Origin of the sequence: Streptomyces sp. NPDC007929, from assembly GCF_042959065.1 — a bacterium.
Taxonomy (GTDB): domain Bacteria; phylum Actinomycetota; class Actinomycetes; order Streptomycetales; family Streptomycetaceae; genus Streptomyces.
Window position 1 is genome coordinate 602,789 of record NZ_JBIBKD010000003.1, and the last position, 16,915, is coordinate 619,703.

General features: G+C 71.0%; 16 protein-coding genes. 10 read left to right on the plus strand and 6 right to left on the minus strand.

Features of this window, described 5'->3' with window-relative positions:
• Positions 1–20: 20 nt before the first annotated feature.
• Entirely contained in the window at positions 21–515 is a 495-nt protein-coding gene (locus tag ACFZDE_RS12405) for an ATP-binding protein (protein ID WP_391199658.1), read from the minus strand.
• A 157-nt stretch (positions 516–672) separates the two neighbouring features.
• Here ACFZDE_RS12405 and ACFZDE_RS12410 point away from each other — a divergent pair, with 157 nt between their 5' ends.
• From ACFZDE_RS12410 to ACFZDE_RS12420, 3 genes are all read left to right on the plus strand, one after another.
• Positions 673–1,527 carry a Scr1 family TA system antitoxin-like transcriptional regulator gene (locus tag ACFZDE_RS12410; RefSeq protein ID WP_391199660.1) on the plus strand — a complete coding sequence of 285 codons (855 nt, stop codon included), beginning with the start codon at positions 673–675 and terminating at the stop codon, positions 1,525–1,527.
• Positions 1,499–1,783 carry a DUF397 domain-containing protein gene (locus ACFZDE_RS12415; RefSeq protein ID WP_391199662.1) on the plus strand — a complete coding sequence of 95 codons (285 nt, stop codon included), beginning with the start codon at positions 1,499–1,501 and terminating at the stop codon, positions 1,781–1,783. The genes ACFZDE_RS12410 and ACFZDE_RS12415 overlap by 29 nt, the downstream gene beginning before the upstream one ends.
• Positions 1,784–2,163: 380 nt before the next feature.
• The gene (locus ACFZDE_RS12420) at positions 2,164–3,612 is read left to right on the plus strand and encodes an ATP-binding protein (protein WP_391199664.1); all 1,449 of its coding nucleotides are present in this window, start codon (positions 2,164–2,166) and stop codon (positions 3,610–3,612) included.
• Between the two features lie 282 nt (positions 3,613–3,894).
• On the opposite strand, the gene ACFZDE_RS12425 is transcribed toward ACFZDE_RS12420, so the two are convergent.
• Both ACFZDE_RS12425 and ACFZDE_RS12430 read right to left on the minus strand, forming a co-directional pair.
• The gene (locus ACFZDE_RS12425) at positions 3,895–4,314 is read right to left on the minus strand and encodes a hypothetical protein (RefSeq protein WP_390993619.1); all 420 of its coding nucleotides are present in this window, start codon (positions 4,312–4,314) and stop codon (positions 3,895–3,897) included.
• A 131-nt stretch (positions 4,315–4,445) separates the two neighbouring features.
• On the minus strand, positions 4,446–5,657 hold the full coding sequence (locus ACFZDE_RS12430) for an aminotransferase class I/II-fold pyridoxal phosphate-dependent enzyme (protein ID WP_390993620.1): 1,212 nt from the start codon (positions 5,655–5,657) through the stop codon (positions 4,446–4,448).
• A gap of 126 nt (positions 5,658–5,783) precedes the next feature.
• Between ACFZDE_RS12430 and ACFZDE_RS12435 the strand changes: the two genes are divergently transcribed.
• Together ACFZDE_RS12435 and ACFZDE_RS12440 are read left to right on the plus strand one after the other, a co-directional pair.
• A complete protein-coding gene (locus ACFZDE_RS12435) occupies positions 5,784–6,560 on the plus strand; it encodes a hypothetical protein (protein ID WP_391199666.1) in 777 nt (258 codons plus the stop codon).
• Positions 6,561–6,899: 339 nt separating this feature from the next.
• A complete protein-coding gene (locus tag ACFZDE_RS12440; protein WP_391199668.1) occupies positions 6,900–7,826 on the plus strand; it encodes a trypsin-like peptidase domain-containing protein in 927 nt (308 codons plus the stop codon).
• 25 nt (positions 7,827–7,851) lie between these two features.
• On the opposite strand, the gene ACFZDE_RS12445 is transcribed toward ACFZDE_RS12440, so the two are convergent.
• Positions 7,852–9,465 (minus strand): amidohydrolase family protein, encoded by a 1,614-nt coding sequence (locus ACFZDE_RS12445; protein WP_391199670.1) that lies wholly within the window; start codon positions 9,463–9,465, stop codon positions 7,852–7,854.
• A 13-nt stretch (positions 9,466–9,478) separates the two neighbouring features.
• Entirely contained in the window at positions 9,479–10,753 is a 1,275-nt protein-coding gene (locus tag ACFZDE_RS12450) for an alanine racemase (protein WP_390993624.1), read from the minus strand.
• Between the two features lie 134 nt (positions 10,754–10,887).
• Between ACFZDE_RS12450 and ACFZDE_RS12455 the strand changes: the two genes are divergently transcribed.
• The 5 genes from ACFZDE_RS12455 to ACFZDE_RS12475 all read left to right on the plus strand — a co-directional run bounded on the left by ACFZDE_RS12455 (position 10,888) and on the right by ACFZDE_RS12475 (position 15,338).
• Positions 10,888–11,934: a PfkB family carbohydrate kinase gene (locus ACFZDE_RS12455; RefSeq protein ID WP_391199672.1), complete on the plus strand. Its 1,047-nt coding sequence runs from the start codon at positions 10,888–10,890 to the stop codon at positions 11,932–11,934.
• A complete protein-coding gene (locus ACFZDE_RS12460) occupies positions 11,931–12,692 on the plus strand; it encodes an IclR family transcriptional regulator C-terminal domain-containing protein (RefSeq protein ID WP_390993626.1) in 762 nt (253 codons plus the stop codon). Before ACFZDE_RS12455 ends, ACFZDE_RS12460 begins: the two co-directional genes overlap by 4 nt.
• Positions 12,689–13,099, plus strand: a complete 411-nt coding sequence (locus ACFZDE_RS12465) for a RidA family protein (RefSeq protein ID WP_350710352.1) — start codon at positions 12,689–12,691, stop codon at positions 13,097–13,099. Before ACFZDE_RS12460 ends, ACFZDE_RS12465 begins: the two co-directional genes overlap by 4 nt.
• Positions 13,100–13,203: 104 nt before the next feature.
• A complete protein-coding gene (locus tag ACFZDE_RS12470; protein WP_391199674.1) occupies positions 13,204–14,724 on the plus strand; it encodes a gluconate:H+ symporter in 1,521 nt (506 codons plus the stop codon).
• 65 nt (positions 14,725–14,789) lie between these two features.
• Positions 14,790–15,338 carry a hypothetical protein gene (locus tag ACFZDE_RS12475; RefSeq protein WP_391199676.1) on the plus strand — a complete coding sequence of 183 codons (549 nt, stop codon included), beginning with the start codon at positions 14,790–14,792 and terminating at the stop codon, positions 15,336–15,338.
• 7 nt (positions 15,339–15,345) lie between these two features.
• On the opposite strand, the gene ACFZDE_RS12480 is transcribed toward ACFZDE_RS12475, so the two are convergent.
• Positions 15,346–16,701 carry a M14 family zinc carboxypeptidase gene (locus tag ACFZDE_RS12480; RefSeq protein ID WP_391199678.1) on the minus strand — a complete coding sequence of 452 codons (1,356 nt, stop codon included), beginning with the start codon at positions 16,699–16,701 and terminating at the stop codon, positions 15,346–15,348.
• Positions 16,702–16,915: the final 214 nt, after the last annotated feature.

The window sequence follows — 16,915 nt, forward strand, 5'->3', positions numbered from 1 at the left end:
GGCGCGGCCCCCAGGCGGGCTCACGAACGTGCCGATGAATGACCGAGCGCCCCGGCCGACGGCTCACGCCGACCGGGGCGCTCGGGCATGTCCGGGGTGTCCGGGGCGTCCGTGCGGGTTTCGTCTCCGGCGTCGCCGAACACCTCACACCACACCGTCTTACGACCGGCCTCCCGCTCCACGCCCCACCGCACGGCCAGCGCCTCCAGCAGCGCCAGCCCGCGGCCCGACTCGGCCTCGGCGCCGACGCCCGCGACCAGGACGGGCAGGCCCCGTGGATCGGGATCGCTGACCCCCAGCCGGATCCGCCCGCCCTCCGCCCGCCACACCCGCACCGTGACGGGAACACCTTCCCCGACATGCCGGACCACGTTCGTCACGAGCTCGCTCGCGCACAGCTGCACATCGATCCCGTACGAGCGCAGCGCCCGCCGCACGCCGGACACCTCGGCGGGACTCGCGAGCAACTCCAGTGTCAGGTCCTGTGCGGTGAGGTGAGGGAAGGGACTGGGCATGGGGTTCATACCTTCCAGTGCGCTGTGTGACGAACTCCTCACACTCTGACGCCGACCGCCGTAGCGTGACAGCCCTTCGGCCTCCCGCTCCTGAACTGCGGCTGCGCGCTGAGGGGGCTGGTAGCGGGCGGTAACGGCACACCAAGGACGGTGAACGATGGGTCAGCGCAAGGACATCGACGGTTCGACGGGCGTCCCGACGTTTTACGGCAGCGAGTTGCGGTGGAAGCGGGAGGAGGCGGGCCTCACCCTCCAGCAGCTCGTCGAAGGCAGCTTCTACGGCCCGAGCCACCTCAGCGAGATCGAGCGGGGGACGCGCCGGATGCCGGCGGAACTCGCCGAGCACGTGGACAGGGTGCTGGGCACGGACGGCTTCTTCAGGCGGCGCTGCGAGGACGTACGCCGCGCGAAACGGCGGGGGCACGCGAGCTACTTCGAGCGGGTCCTGGAGGCGGAGCAGCACGCGGAAACGATCGAGGAGTGGTGCCCGACGCTGGTGCCGGGGTTGTTGCAGACGGAGGCGTATGCGAGGGCGGTGGTGCGGGCAACGCACCCACTTGCTCCGAACGAGGAGGTCGAGGAGAAGGTCACCGCCCGGCTGGCCCGAGCCCGTCTCTTCGAGGAGAACCACAAGACGCCGGTGTACTGGGCCATCCTGTCCGAGACTCTGCTCCGTCAGCCGATTGTTCCGCCCGGCCAGGCAACCGAACAATGGCAGCACATCGCCGGGTTGGCCCGGCGGCACCGGATTGTTCCCCAGATCCTTCCGTGGAACTGCGGAGCACACCCTTTCATGCTGGGCACAGCCAAGATCATGACGTTCCCCGATGCGCCACCGCTGGTGTACACGGAGGCTCTGCACAGTGGGGACACCATCGAGGATCCGGGCCTCGTTAAGGATTACCGAGGGTCGTACGATCTGCTCAGGGCCGCCGCGCTACCTCGGGAGGCGTCCCTCGCCCTGATTGAGCAAGCGGCTGAGGATGGCGGAAATGGCAAGCAACGGGATTGACTTGAGCACAGCCGTCTGGCGTAAGAGCACCTACAGCAACGGAAGTGGCGGCGACTGCGTCGAGGTAGCCGAAGGCGCCTGGCGCAAGAGCACCTACAGCAACGGCGACGGCGGCGACTGCGTCGAAGTCTGCGACGCCCACACCGCCGTCGTCCCGGTCCGTGACTCCAAGGTCCCCCATGGCCCGGTCCTCACCATCACGGCCCCGGCCTGGACGTCCTTCGTCACATCCCTCAGGTCGGCCCCCGACGCTTGACCGCCACATGGCACAGCGGCGCTCGACTGGGATTCCCCGGCCGAGCGCCAGCTGCCTCTACGGCTTCACCGGGTCGCCGTTCCCGATGGCCAGCCACCACACTCCGTCGTCGCGGGTGAGGTCGAGAGTCTTGGATGAGAGCGACGACCACGGCGCTGAGCCACCGCGCCTTCGCAGTCCGGGGCATCAGTACCACTCCGGAATGACTCGGTGGATGTTCGCCCACGTTCCCCTCTGACAAGAGACGCCTCCCTCGTGCGCACTGCGTAACGGATTCCGAGCCTGCTCGTTCTTACCGGTGTACTTCTAAGAGGTACGTCTCTAAAGACTGGAGCGTCATGGCCCGCCCCGTAGCGCGCAATCTGCCGAGACCCCCGGACATGTTCGACAGAGAGTGGGAGTGGAGCGAGCTGACCGCCTTCGCAACCGCCGAGGGCGCGGGTCCTCGGCTCGGCGTGGTGTCCGGCCGCCGTCGGCAAGGCAAGAGTTTCCTTCTTCAGGCGCTGGCGGACGCCACCGACGGCTTCTACTACGCGGCGGTCGAGGCATCGGCCACCGAGTCCCTGCACCTCTTGGGTGACGCCGTCGCACGCTTCACCGGTGCCGCCGTCCCGCCTGCGCCGGCCAACTGGGAACAGGCGCTGGAGCTGCTCTTCGGGCTGGCGAGGGACAGACCGCTGCCCGTGGTGATCGATGAGTTCCCCTACCTGGTACGGAATGCCCCAGCCCTCCCTTCCCAGTTGCAGGCCGCCATCGGGGTGCGCTCCGAACGCAACCGCAAGGAGCGGCCCCGGATCCTGCTCTGCGGCAGCGCGATGTCCTTCATGGGCGGGCTCCTCTCCGGGGCTTCCCCGCTCTACGGCCGGGCGGGCCTCGATCTCGTGGTCCACTCCCTCGGCTTCCGCGAGGCCGCCGAGTTCTGGGGCATCCGGGACCCGCGGCTGGCAGTGCTCGTCCACGCGATCGTCGGCGGTACCCCGGCGTACCGACGGGAGTTCATCGACGACGACGTGCCGGACGGGCCCGACGACTTCGACGCCTGGGTCTGCCGGACCGTACTCAACCCGGCCCGTCCCCTCCACGGCGAGGCGCCTTACCTGCTGGCCGTCGAACCGGACCTGCGCAACCGGTCGCTGTACCACTCGGTCCTGGCCGCAGTGGCGGGCGGCAACCGCACCAGCGGTGGCATCGCGAGCGCGGTGGGCCGCAAGGCCACAGACATCTCGCTGCCGCTGTCCGTCCTGAAGAGCTGCGGCCTGCTCACCGCCGAGCCCGACGCCTTCCGCGCCAACCGGACGACCTATCACGTCGCCGAGCCGCTGATCACCTTTCACCATGCCGTCGTCCGCCCCGAGACGGCTCTGCTGAGTCGCCGCCGAGGTGCGGCCAGGATGTGGGAACACAGCAGATCCACGTTCCTCAGCAAGGTCGTCGGTCCGCACTTCGAGCGCTTGTGCCGTGAGTGGGTCGAGTGGCACGCGGATCCCGCGACGTTCGGGGGCATGCCGATCCAGGTCGCTTCCGGGACCGTGGCCGACCCGGTGAACCGGACCTCACTCGAGGCCGACGTCGTGGTGCACGGAGCCATCGGCCAGGACCAGGGCATCCTGCTCTCCGTGGGAGAGGCGAAGTGGCACAAGGTCATGCATCTTGGGCATCTGCAACGCCTGCGTCGCATCCTGCAGTTGCTGGAGGCGAAGGGCGTCGACATCCGTCATGCCAGACCCGCCTGCTACAGCGGTGCCGGTTTTGACCCGGAATTGCGGGAGGCCGAGAGCCGGGGCGAGGTGGTCCTCGTCGACCTGCAACGGCTGTACCACGGTTCCTGACATCCCGGCATGCCGTGCGGCCTCGGGAAGGTCGTCCGCGGGGGCTTGTGGCACCCGGCCCGCGCGTCGCTGCGGGTGCGCGCGGACCGGGGCCGTGGGAGGGAGCCCCGGCAGGGCTCAGGGGTCCTTTCACTATGAGCGTCCGATCAGGTCGCGTGGTCTGGTGCCGTGCATCGCAAGGCGCCGGAGAGCCCTCGTAGCGGAGCTACTAGGGCTTTTCGGCAACGCGGCGAGGTGCGGTGCCAGGCCGCGCGACCCGGACGGGCATAGTGAAAGGACCCCTCAGTGGGACGCGAGTTCGCGCGGGTCCAGTGCCGCCGTGTGCGCGTCCATCCGCTCGGCGGCCAGGATCGCCGCCGCCGTGTCGGCGCGGGAGGCGGCGACCACCAGCGCCCGGCCCGCCAGGGCGTGCGCCCGTCGGTGCAGGGCCGCCGTACCGCGCTCGCGCCGACCGCTCGTGGCCGCGCGCACCGGAGCGCGCCCGCCGCGCAGCCGGCCCACCTGCTCCGCGAGCCGCTCCGCGGCCGCGTCCAGGTCGGCCGAGGCCTGCGCCGCGCGCAGCTCGTCCGTGACGGCGAGCAGCGCGGCGAGGTGGCCGGCGAGCTGGATGTCCAGCTCCTCCTCGCGGGAACGGTGCGGGAAGTCCGGGTTGGGGCCGTCCACCGTGCTGTGGACCGACTTGGCGCGGATCGGTTCGTACATGGGAAGGCCTCCTGAATTCTTACAGGAAACCATCCTAGCTTAGATTTCGTCTAAAGTTGATTTGTTCACAAAACAGGACTGCCTGCACACGAAGCGTGAACAGGCAGTCGGCGGTGCGGGGCCGGGCGGGATCAGGGCTGGCTGTAGCCGTCCAGGAAGTGCGCGATGCGTCCCATCGCGTCGGTCAGATCGCCGACCGTCGGCAGGGTCACCACCCGGAAGTGGTCCGGCTCCGGCCAGTTGAAGCCCGTGCCCTGGACGACCATGATCTTCTCGCGCCGGAGCAGGTCCAGGACCATCCGGCGGTCGTCCTTGATCTTGAAGACCTTGGGGTCCAGGCGCGGGAAGAGGTACAGCGCGCCCTTGGGCTTCACGCAGGACACCCCGGGGATCTGGGTCAGCAGCTCGTACGCCGTGTCCCGCTGCTCGCGCAGCCGCCCGCCCGGCAGCACCAGGTCGTTGATCGTCTGCCGTCCGCTGAGCGCGGCGACGACCCCGTGCTGCCCTGGCATGTTCGCGCACAGGCGCATGTTCGCCAGGATCGTCAGGCCCTCGATGTAGGAGTCGGCGTGGGCGCGCGGCCCGGAGATCGACATCCAGCCGACCCGGTATCCGGCCACCCGGTAGGCCTTCGACATGCCGTTGAAGGTGAGGGTGAGCAGGTCCGGGGCGACGGAGGCGGTCGGGGTGTGCGTGGCCTCGTCGTAGAGGATCTTGTCGTAGATCTCGTCGGAGCAGACGAGCAGGTTGTGGCGGCGGGCGATGTCGGTCAGGCCCTTGATCATCGCCTCGTCGTAGACGGCCCCGGTCGGGTTGTTGGGGTTGATGATCACGAGCGCCTTGGTGCGGTCGGTGACCTTGCGCTCGATGTCGGCGAGGTCCGGCATCCAGTCGGCCTGCTCGTCGCAGCGGTAGTGGACCGCCGTGCCGCCGGAGAGGGAGACGGCCGCCGTCCACAGTGGGTAGTCGGGGGCCGGTACGAGGACCTCGTCGCCGTCGTCCAGCAGGCCCTGCATCGCCATGACGATCAGCTCGGAGACGCCGTTGCCGATGAAGACGTGCTCGACGTCCGTCTCGATGCCGAGGGTCTGGTTGTGCATCACGACGGCCCGGCGCGCGGCCAGCAGGCCCTTGGCGTCGCCGTAGCCGTGGGCCGACGACACGTTGCGGAGGACGTCCTCCAGGATCTCCGGCGGGCACTCGAAGCCGAACGCCGCCGGGTTGCCCGTGTTCAGCTTGAGGATGCGGTGCCCTGCCGCTTCCAGGCGCATCGCCTCCTCGAGAACCGGGCCCCGGATCTCGTAACAGACGTTGGCGAGCTTGGTCGACTGGATCACCTGCATGTCTGGGAGCTTACGGCCCGGTAATGGGTCCCGGGTCGTGTTTTCCGCCACGTGAGACGCGGGGATTTGGGGCGATATCGCCGCGCACTGTCCCACCAGCACCTTCGGTCCCTAGAATGCGCCGCCATGTTCAAGCCATCTGAGTACGCCGACGGAGTGACCGGTCCCGAGCCGCAGGACACACCGAACGTGTACCTGCCGCAGGCCGCCGCGCCTCCCGCGTACGACGCGTACGCGGATCCGGCGGCGGCGCACGGTTGGCAGGACGTGTACGACCCGACCGGCGCGGGCGGCCCCTCACGCCCGGCGGACACGGACGGCGGCACCGGTGACACCCGTGAGCTGCCCCCGGTGCCGGTGCCGGTGCCGGTGCCGGTGCCGGTGCCAGTGCCAGTGCCGGGGCCGGGCCCAGGGGCAGGGGTAGGGCCGGGGCCCGTCCGGGGTCGGACCGGTGCGGGGCGCCGGGCCCGCCGCAAGCCCGCTCCCCGGCTCGCGCGCCGCGTGGCGGTCGCCGCCGGTGCGGTGGGCGCGGTGTCGGCCGTCGCTCTGATCGCCGGGTTCTCCCTCTCGGGCTCGCCCTCCGGCGGACCGCGCGGCGGCGAGGGCGGCCGCACGGGTCCGACGGCGGGGGAGTCGCCGACGGCCGGGCACACCCCGTCGGGTCCGGCCGAGGCCTCCGGCGCCCCACTCGTCGCCGAACCGTCCGGCGAGGCCTCCGGGCCCCCGTCCTCCGGAACGAGCCGCACCCCCTCGGCGTCCGTTACGGACAGCGCGCCGCCCCCCGCCTCCGGCCCCGTGAGCAGCGCCCCGGTGGATTCCGGTCCCGGTGCGGCCACTTCGGCGCCCGGTCGGTCGGGGCAGAACCCGGGACGTGGTCACGGTGTGACCAAGGGCCCCAAGTGACCGGCGCGTAAGGGAGTCGGGCCCCTCGGCGTCCGGTACGGACAGCGCGTCGCCCCCGGTCTCCGGCCCCGTGAGCAGCGCCCCGGCGGATCCCGGTCCCGGCGTCCCCACTTCGGCGCCCGGTCGGTCGGGGCAGAACCCCGGACGTGGTCACGGTGTGACCAAGGGCCCCAAGTGACCGGCTCGTAGCGGTGGTTGAGTAGGGTCGGGCCGGACGCCGGGATTCCGGTTGTGGAACAGGTTCTTGTGCGGTCCCCTCGCGACGATCACAATGCACATGACAACAGTGCGGGCGGCCGGAAGATTTCCGGTCGCCTCCGTCGCAAGAGGGGACCCCCCATGAGAAAACCTCTCGCCGCCGCGTTCTGCGCCCTGGCGATAGCCGGGGCCGGCGCGGCCCCCGCGACCGCCGCCGATGCCGCCCCCACGGGCGTCGGCAAGGCCGCGGACACGGGCACGGCCACATCCGCCGTCGCGAATGTGGTCTCGTCCGTGGAGCAGACGCTGTCCGGGCTCGCCGGCCCCAAGGCCAAGGCCGTGAACTTCGCCGGCACCGTCGCGCTCAGCAACTGCTCCGGCTCGGTCGTCCGCATGCCGGACTCCGAGGCCGACGACCCGGCGCTCGTGATGACCAACGGCCACTGCCTGGAGTCCGGATTCCCCGGCCCCGGCGAGGTCCTGGTCGACAAGGCGTCCAGCCGCACCTTCAGCCTGCTGAACGCCTCCGGCTCGCGCGTCGCGACCCTGCGCGCCGCCAAGCTCGCCTACGGCACGATGACCGACACGGACGTCGCGCTGTACCAGCTCACCACCACGTACGCGCAGATCAAGAGCTCGTACAACATCAACGCGCTGACGCTGAACGACAGTCACCCGGTCGCCGGGACCGCCATCGGCATCCCCTCCGGCTACTGGAAGCGGATCTACAGCTGCGCCATCGACGGCTTCGTCCCCACCCTGAAGGAGGGCGACTGGAGCTGGAAGGACTCGGTCCGCTACACCTCCGCCTGCAAGACCATCGGCGGAACCTCCGGCTCGCCCGTCGTCGACCAGGCCACCAACAAGGTCGTCGCCATCAACAACACCGGCAACGAGGACGGTGAGCGCTGCACGGTGAACAACCCGTGCGAGGTCGACGCCAACGGCAACGTGACCGTCCGCAAGGGCATCAACTACGCCCAGGAGACCTACGGGATCCCGGCCTGCTTCGGGATCGACAACAAGCTCGACCTGAGCGCGAGCGGCTGCACCCTGCCCAAGCCGTAAGGCAGGCAGGGTGACGGCCGGGCGGTCACGTGGCAGGAGTCCTGCGGACCGCCCGGCCCGCCAGCACATCCGTGCGGCGGCCGTCCTCGATCACGAACCGGCCGTCGACCAGGACGTGCGGAATGCCCGTCGGGAGCGTGCGCGGCTCCGCGAAGGTGGAGCCCGCCGCGACCGTCGCCGGGTCGAAGAGCACCAGGTCGGCCCGGTAGCCCTCGCGGACCAGCCCCCGGTCGGGCAGCCGGAGCCGCGCGGCCGGGCGCGAGGTGAGGTGCGCGACGCACTCCTCCAGTGACAGCACCCCCAACTCCCGGACGTAGTGCCCGAGGTAGTGCGGGAACGTGCCGTAGGCGCGCGGGTGCGGCTTGGCGCCCTGGAGGATGCCGTCCGAGCCGCCGGTGTGCACCCGGTGGCGCATGATCGCCCGGACGTTCTCCTCGTGCCCGACGTGCTGGAGGATGGTCGGGGCCAGCCGGTCGGCCAGCAGCAGTCCGCGCGCGGTCACCCAGGGCTCCTCGCGCCGCCGCCGCGCCGACTCCAGGACCGTCCGGCCGACGAAATCGGCCAGGGCCGGATCGCCCACGCCCGAGATCTCGATCGTGTCCCACTCGACGGGCACGCCGTGGCAGCCGTCCGAGCCGGTCACCTCCAGGTCGTGGCGGATGCGTTCCGCCGTGCCGTCGTCGGCCAGCCGCCCGAGGGTCCGCTCCGGGCCGCCCTCGCTCGCCCAGCTCGGCAGCACGGCCGCCAGCGTCGTACAGCCCGGGGTGTACGGGTAGGTGTCGAGGCTGATGTCCGATCCGGCCGCGAGGGCCTCGTCCAGCAGGGTCAGCAGCTCGGGCGCCCGGCCCTTGTTCACGCCGAAGTTCATGGTGGCGTGGGCGAGATGCAGGGAGCAGCCCGCCTCCCGGGTCAGCGCCACCATCTCCTCGTACGCCTGGAGCGCCCCGGCGCCGTAGGAGCGGTGGTGGGGGCAGTAGTAGCCGCCGTAGGAGGCCACCACCCGGCACAGCTCGGTCAGTTCGGCGCCCCGCGCGTACATGCCCGGCGTGTACGTCAGCCCCGAGGACAGGCCGACGGCGCCCTGCTCCAGGCCCTCGGCGACCAGCCGGCGCATCCGGTCCAGCTCGGCCGGGGTCGCCTCGCGGTCCTCCCAGCCGACCGCGAGCGCCCGGACCGTGCCCTGCGGGATCAGATAGGCCGCGTTCACGGCGATCCCGCGGTCCAGCCGGTCCAGGTACTCGCCGACCGTGCGCCAGTCGAAGTCGATGTCGTCCCCCGGGCCGTTCCACCCGGCGATCGCCCGGCGCACCTCGCCCAGCGTGCGGTCGTCGACCGGCGCGTACGACAGCCCGTCCTGGCCGATGACCTCCAGCGTGACGCCCTGCGCCGCCTTGGCGCTGTGGTCCGGGTCGCGCAGCAGCGCCAGATCGCTGTGCGCGTGCATGTCGACGAAGCCGGGGGAGAGGACGAGTCCCTCCGCGTCCAGCTCCCGGCGCGCCTTCGGCCGCTGACAGCCCGCTGCCGCGGCCTCCTTGACGATCGTCGTGATCCGGCCGCCGTCGACCACGACATCGGCCCGGTACGCGTCCGCGCCGGACCCGTCGACGACGTCGGCGTCCCGGATGACCAGCTCCTCCATCGCGCCCGGCCTCCTAGAAGAACGTGCGGACGTAGTCGACGACCGTGCCGTCCGCCTCCGCGACGGGGATCAGCTGCCACTTGTCGAACGAGGTGCACGGGTGGGACAGCCCGAGCCCGACCCAGTCGCCGACCTCCAGATCCGCCTCCGGCGTGGTGGCGAGCCAGGCGTGCTGGTCGGACAGGGCCGTCACCGACACTCCCGTGGCCGGGCGCTCGGCGCCGTCCCGGCGGATCACCTGGGCGAAGGGCAGGTCGAGGTCGTAGGCCGCGTCCCGCTTGCCCGCGTTGACGAAGGCCTGCTCGGCAGAGGGCCGCGACACCACCTGCGTCCACAGGCGGAACGCCGGTTCCAGGGCGCCCTCCTCGGGGACCCGGTTGAACGGGGTCAGCTTGCGGTAGTGGCCGTCGTCGTGCGAGACGTAGGCGCCCGAGCGCAGCAACTTCAGTACGGGCAGGGACAGTTCGGGGATCTCCGCGAAGACCTCGGCGACCGCGTCGAACCAGGCGCTGCCGCCCGCGCTGACCACGATCTGCTCCAGGCCCGCGAAACGGCCCGCCGTGTCGAAGTCGGCGGCCAGCGCCACCAGCCGCCGCAGCCACGCCGTCACCCGCTCGGCGTCGGCCTTCGGCACCTCGCCCTCGTAGCCCGCGACGCCGACCAGCCGCAGCGTGCGGGTGCCCGCCACCGCGTCCGCGACCGCCGCGCACTCCGCCTCCGTACGGACGCCGGTGCGGGCGCCCTCACCGGCGGCGAGCTCGACGACGACGTCCACGGGGCGGGAGGCACCGCGCAGGGCGGCGTCCATCAGCTCCACGCCGCGCACCGAGTCGACGTAGCAGATCAGCTCGAAGTCCGGGTCGGCGTCCAGCTCGGCCGCGATCCAGCGCAGGGCCGCCGCGTCGACCAGCTCGTTCGCCAGGAACACCCGACGCGTCCCGAACGCCCGCGCCACCCGCACCTGGTGCGGCACGGCCAGCGTGATGCCCCACGCCCCGTGCTCGATCTGCCGCTGGAAGAGCTGCGGCGCCATGGAGGTCTTGCCGTGCGGCGCGAAGGCGAGGCCGTGCCGGGCCGCGTAGGTCTCCATCAGCTTCAGGTTGTGCTCCAGGCGCTCGGCGGACAGCGCGAGCACGGGTGTGGCGAAGCCGCCGGTGAAGAGGTTCAGGCGCCGGCCGGCCAGCTCGGCGACGGTCAGCCCGTCGGCGTCCGGCGGGAGGCCCTTGAAGCGGTGATCGACGCGCTCGGCGGCGAGCCGGGCGAGGGCCTGAGCGGTGTCGGCAGTCATGAATCTCCCTGATCTGCGGTGTTGCAACCTCTGCAACCTTCATTGCGTATGTCGCTGAACGCTGTCTAACATCTCGGCCACCCCCGGTCAATGAAACCGCCGGCCACCGGCCCCGCAGAGGAGCTACGAACATCGTGACCCCCACCGGACCCCGCGACGCATCCGGCGACGCACCCGGCGTCGTGGACGTCGTGGCGCTCGGCGAATCCATGGTCACGTTCCGGCCCGCCCGGCCGGGACGCCTCGCCGACGTGCCCTCCTTCGAGAGGGGGATCGGCGGTGCCGAGTCGAACGTGGCGTGCGTGCTGGCCGCCGCCGGGCACTCCACGCGCTGGGTCAGCCGGGTCGGCGACGACCCGTTCGGCGACCACCTGGTGGAGACGATCGGCGGCTACGGAGTCGACGTCGCCCACGTCCGGCGCGACCCCGGCCGCCCCACCGGCATCTACTTCCGCACCGCCGGCGACCGGTCCGGCGACGCCCACGAGGTGGCCTACTACCGGACCGGTTCCGCCGCCTCCGCGATGAGCGTGACGGACCCCGGCCCCGATGCGGTGCGCGCCGGACGCGTGCTGCACCTGTCCGGGATCACCGCCGCGCTCTCCGGCACCTGCCTCGACCTGATGCGCGAGCTGACCGCCCGCCGCCCCGGCCGCCCCCTGATCTCCTTCGACGTCAACCACCGGCCCGGCCTGTGGCGCGACAACGACGCCGCGACGGTGCTGCGCGACCTCGCCCGGGGCGCGGACCTCGTCTTCGTCGGCCAGGACGAGGCCTGGGGCCTGCACAACCCGCAGGAGGTGCGCGCCGCCCTGCCCGAACCCGAGGTGCTGGTCGTCAAGCAGGGCGCCGCCGGAGCCACCGTCTTCCAGCGGCGGGACGTCACCTTCGTCCCCGCACCCCGGGTCGACGTCGTCGCCGAGGTCGGCGCGGGCGACGCCTTCGCCGCCGGGTTCCTCTCCGCCACCCTGCGCGCCCTGCCCGTCCGCGACCGGCTGCGGCACGGGCACCTGATGGCCGCCGCCGCGCTCACCGTGCCCGGCGACCTCGCCACCCCACCCGCCCGGGAGCACGCCGACCGGCTCGTCGCCCTGGACGACGCGGCATGGGGGAGACTGCGACTCGGCCCGGGCTGGACCGAGGGGACACAGCGGGCCGACGAGGAGGTACCAACACCATGAGCCAGACCGTCGACCGCGCGCTGAGCATCCTGCCGCTGCTCGCCGAGGGCCCCGCCGACCTGGGGCAGGTCGCCGACCGCCTCGGCGTGCACAAGTCCACGGCCCTGCGGCTGCTGCGCACCCTCCACGAGCACGGCCTCGTCTACCGCCAGTCCGACCAGCGCTACCGCCTCGGCGCCCGCCTCTTCGCCCTCGCCCAGGAGGCGATGGAGAACCTCGACGTCCGCGAGATCGCCCATCCCCACCTGGTCCGCCTCAACGAGAGCTGCGGCCACACCGTGCACCTCGCCGTGTACGAGGAGAACGAGGTCCTCTACATCGACAAGGTCGACAGCCGCTACCCGGTGCGGATGTACTCCCGCATCGGCAAGCCCGTCGCCATCACCGTCGCCGCGGTCGCCAAGCTGCTGCTCGCCGACCTGCCCGAGCACGAGCGGCGGGCGGTCGCCGAGAAGCTCGACTACCCCACGTACACGTCCCGTTCGACACCCCACGCCGGCGCGTTCCTGCGCGAGCTGGAGAAGGTGCGCGAACAGGGCTGGGCCACCGACCTCGGCGGCCACGAGGAGTCCATCAACTGCGTCGCGGCGCCCATCCGCGGCGCCGACGGCCGGGTCGTCGCCGCGATGTCGGTCTCCGCGCCGAACGTCGTCGTCACCGCCGACGAACTCCTCACCCTCCTGCCGCTGGTGCGCCGTACGGCGGACGCCATCAGCGGGGAGTACTCCGGCAGAACACCAGTGAAGGGCACCGTATGACGGACAAGATCGCACTCACCCCGAAGACCCACACCACCCCGCCGGCCAAGTTCTCGCACGGTGTGAAGAAGGGCAACATCCTCCAGGTCGCCGGCCAGGTCGGCTTCCTGCCCGCCGAGGAGGGCAAGGCGCCCACCCCCGCCGGACCGACCCTGCGCGAACAGACCCTCCAGACCCTGGCCAACGTCAAGGCCATCCTGGAGGAGGGCGGCGCCTCCTGGGACGACGTGATGATGATCCGCGTCTATCTGACGGACGTCGACCACTTCGCCGAGATGAACGCGATCTACAACGCGTACTTCGAGGAGCAGGGCCTCACCCAGCCGCCCGCCGCGCGCACGACCGTCTACGTCGGACTCCCCGCGGGCCTCCTCATCGAGATCGACGCCCTGGCCGTCCTCGGCTGACCCACCCCCACCCTCCGTCTCACCCGGGCGCGGCGCCCTCCCCATGCGCCGCGCCGCGCTCCCCCCTGCCCAAAGCAGCATGCAGTCAAGCAGAGGACCCCCGAATGTCCCCCTCGCTCGCCGCGTCCGCCCCCGCCGAGGCCCCACCCCACACCGGAGGACTGCTCCTCCTGGTCGACGGCACCGCCGGACTCCTGCTCACCGCCGCGCTCGGCATCGCGCTCCTGCTGTTCCTCATCATCAAGATGCGGCTCCAGCCGTTCGTGGCCCTGCTCGCGGTCTCCATAGCCGTCGGCCTCGCCGCCGGACTCTCGGTCACCGAACTCTTCGGCACGGTCCAGAAGTCGGACGCCGTGTCCACCATCGAGGCCGGCATGGGCGGCATCCTCGGCCATGTCGCGATCATCATCGGCCTGGGCACCATGCTCGGCGCGATCCTCGAAGTCAGCGGCGGCGCCGAGGTGCTGGCGAGACGTCTGCTCGGCCTGTTCGGCGAGAAGCGCGCCCCGCTCGCCATGGGCCTCACCGGCCTGATCTTCGGCATCCCGGTCTTCTTCGACGTCGGCATCTTCGTCCTGGCCCCGATCGTCTACGCCGCCGCCAAGCGCCCCCAAGGGCCTCCGACAAGCTCCGGTCCAGGGGGGACCCCCACCGGCAAGTCGATCCTGCTCTACTGCCTGCCGCTGCTCGCGGGCCTGTCGGTCACCCACGCGTTCCTGCCGCCGCACCCCGGCCCGGTCGCCGCCGCCGGTCTCCTCCAGGTCGACCTCGGCTGGGTCATCCTCATGGGCATCGTCTGCGGTCTGCCCGCCGTGGTGGCCGCCTGGGGCTACGCGGCGTGGGTCGGCCGCCGCATCTTCGTCCCCGTGCCGCAGGACATGGTCGAGGCGGCCGAGGAGGCCAAGCGGGCCGTCGTCGACGAGCAGCGCGCCGCCGGGGTCGCGCCCAGCGAGCAGCCGGTGTCCCTCGGCACGGTCCTCGGCATCATCGGCACGCCCCTGGTCCTCATCCTCGCGGCGACCTTCTCCTCGATCGCCCTTGACCCCTCCACGCTCCGCTCGGTGATCGAGTTCTTCGGCAACCCCTTCGTGGCGCTGACGATCGCCCTGCTCCTCGCCTACTACCTGCTCGGCATCCGCCGCGGCTGGTCCCGCAAGTCCCTGGAGACGGTGTCGACCGCGTCCCTCAAGCCGGTCGGCAACATCCTGCTGGTGGTCGGCGCGGGCGGCGTCTTCGGTGCCGTACTCAAGGCCAGCGGCGTCGCCCAGGCCCTCTCGGACACCTTCCACGACGTGGGCCTGCCGGTGCTCGTGCTGTCCTACCTGATCTCCGTGGTCCTGCGCGTGGCCCAGGGCTCGGCGACGGTGGCGATCGTGACGACGGCCGGCATCGTGGCGCCGCTGCTGTCCGAGGGCGACCACTCCCAGGCCTTCGTCGCCCTGGTCATCATGGCCATCTCGGCCGGCTCCATCTTCGCCTCGCACGTCAACGACGGAGGCTTCTGGATGGTCGCCAAGTACTTCGGCATCAGCGAGCGGGACACCCTCAGGACCTGGACGGTGCTGGAGAGCGTGCTGTCCGTGGCGGGGTTCGCGGTGGCGGCGGTATTGAGCCCGTTCGTGTAGGCGTCTGATAACGAAGTCGGGGCCGACTGTGTGCCGCACAGGTTTCTCGACCATACTGCTCCCCTGTGGAGCAGCGCATAGGTTCGAGCAGCCAGCCCCTGGAAGGCGCCGGATTCGACCCGGCCTTCATCCCCGGGCTCACGTCACCCGCGTCCGGACGGACGGAGGAGGACGGGCCGGAGAAGGAGCCTGAGTCCGCGGACACCGAGGAGGTCGACGCGGCGGAGCCCGCTGAGGCGTCCCCCTCCGAGCCGGAGGAGGACACCGAGCCGGAAGCCGACGCCCCGGCCGACGGCCCCGTCTTCGAGGCGTCCGACCGCCGCGCCCGGCTGGTCGCCGACCACAGAGGCGTGCGCATGGCCCTGGACGACCAGGAGTGCGAGTTCCGCTGGGACGAGATCGGCGCGGTGGAGACGGAGACGGCCCGCTTCGGCAAGCGGTACACCGTCACCGTCCACACCCCCGACCGGCGCTGGTACCCGATCGAGATCGAGGCGCCGGCCAGGAGCCGGTTCACGCAGTGGGACGAGGAACTGGACGCGGTCCTGGACGCCTACTTCGAGACGGAGTCCGAGTCCGAGACCGAGTCCCCGACCGAGGCGGACGCGGACTAAGGGGTCCTCAAGCGCAGTACTGGCTCTCCTTCCCGATGGACCGGTACATACAGTCCGCGTTCTCCAGCAGTTGCAGCACCGCGTCGCGGTTACGTGAGGTCTCCCGCTCGATCACCTCGTCGGGCGGGTAGAACCCCCCGCCGCCGGAGCGCGGATACATCTCGAAGGTGTACGCGAAGATCTTGTGCGCGCCCCAGAGGTAGTCGTCGATCGAGCCGTCCGTGATGTACAGGTCGCTGGACTGCTCCGCCGTGTACCCGTTGCTCGCGGCCATCTTCCGCCCGACCGCCTTGAACGCCGCGTTGTCGTCCGCGGTCATCCCGGTCGTGGTGTCTGAGTAGGTGTAGCCGAACGGCCACAGCACCAGCTCGCTGTAGGTGTGGAAGTCGACGCCCGCCTTGATCTGCTGGGTGCCGCCGACGACCCGGCTGCGCACGAAGTCGGAGACGACCTTCACCTCGGGGGCCGACTCGGCGGAGGCCCCGCGGTACGTCTCGGAGGACTTCGAGCCCGAGGAGCCGCCGCAGCAGCCCCAGCGGTAGTCCCAGTTGCGATTGAGGTCCGTACCGACGTACGACGAACCCGAGTTGGGCTGCCGGTTCTTGCGCCAGGAGCGGTAGGAGCCGGTGGCGATGTCGTACTCACCGCCGTCCGGGTTGAGGTCCGGGACGATCCAGATCTCGCGGTTGTTCACCATGCCGGTGACGCGTGCGTCCGAGCCGTAGTCGGAGGTCAGCTCGCGCAGCAGGTAGAGCGCCATCTCGACGGTCAGGTGCTCGCGGGCGTGCTGGTGGTGGGTGAACAGCACCTCCGGTTCGGACTCGTCGGTGCCCACGTTGTCGCTGATCTTGATGGCGACGATGTCGCGGCCCTGGTAGGACTTGCCGATCACGCGTCGGCTCGCGATGGAGGGGTTGGCCGAGACGATCGAGTTGATCTCGCTCGTCATCTCCGCGTAGTTGTGGTACTTCGCGTCCCCCGAGGGGAAGTCGAAGAGGCGGAGGCCGTCCTCGCCCGCGGAACGGTCGGGGACCGCGCCGAGCCGGGTGACCTCGTAGCCCAGCGTGCGCAGCTTCTTGATCTGGTCCGCGCGGCCGGAGACCACGACACCGTGGCCGTGGATCTCGTCGACGGTGACGCCCGTGCGCTGAAGTGCCGTGCGGTCCTTGGCCGTCGACCGCAGATGAACCTCGTACTGGCGGATGTCGTCGGCCGAGGCGGCGGCCTTGCGGGCGCTGTCGGCGGTGGCGTCGCCCGTCGTCGCGGACAGGGGCGCCGCGAGGGCGAGGGCGAGGAGTCCGGCGGCGAGGGTGGGGGTGCGTCTGCCGGTGCGGGCACCGGAGCCTCGTATGCGAAGTCGCATGAAATCTCCTTGTGGGAGGTGGGGTTGTTCCGTGCGACGTGCGTGGTGCGGGTGGCGCATATCGTTCTGCTGATGGCATGAGCAGGTCAAGACTGAAAGTGGCCGCGCAGTGTACGCGTGCGACGCCCCGGTCGAGGGGTCCCGCCGGAAGTACACCCTCAGGAGTGGCCCTGGCGTGCATATATGTACGCGACGGGAGAGGGTGAGGGTTCGC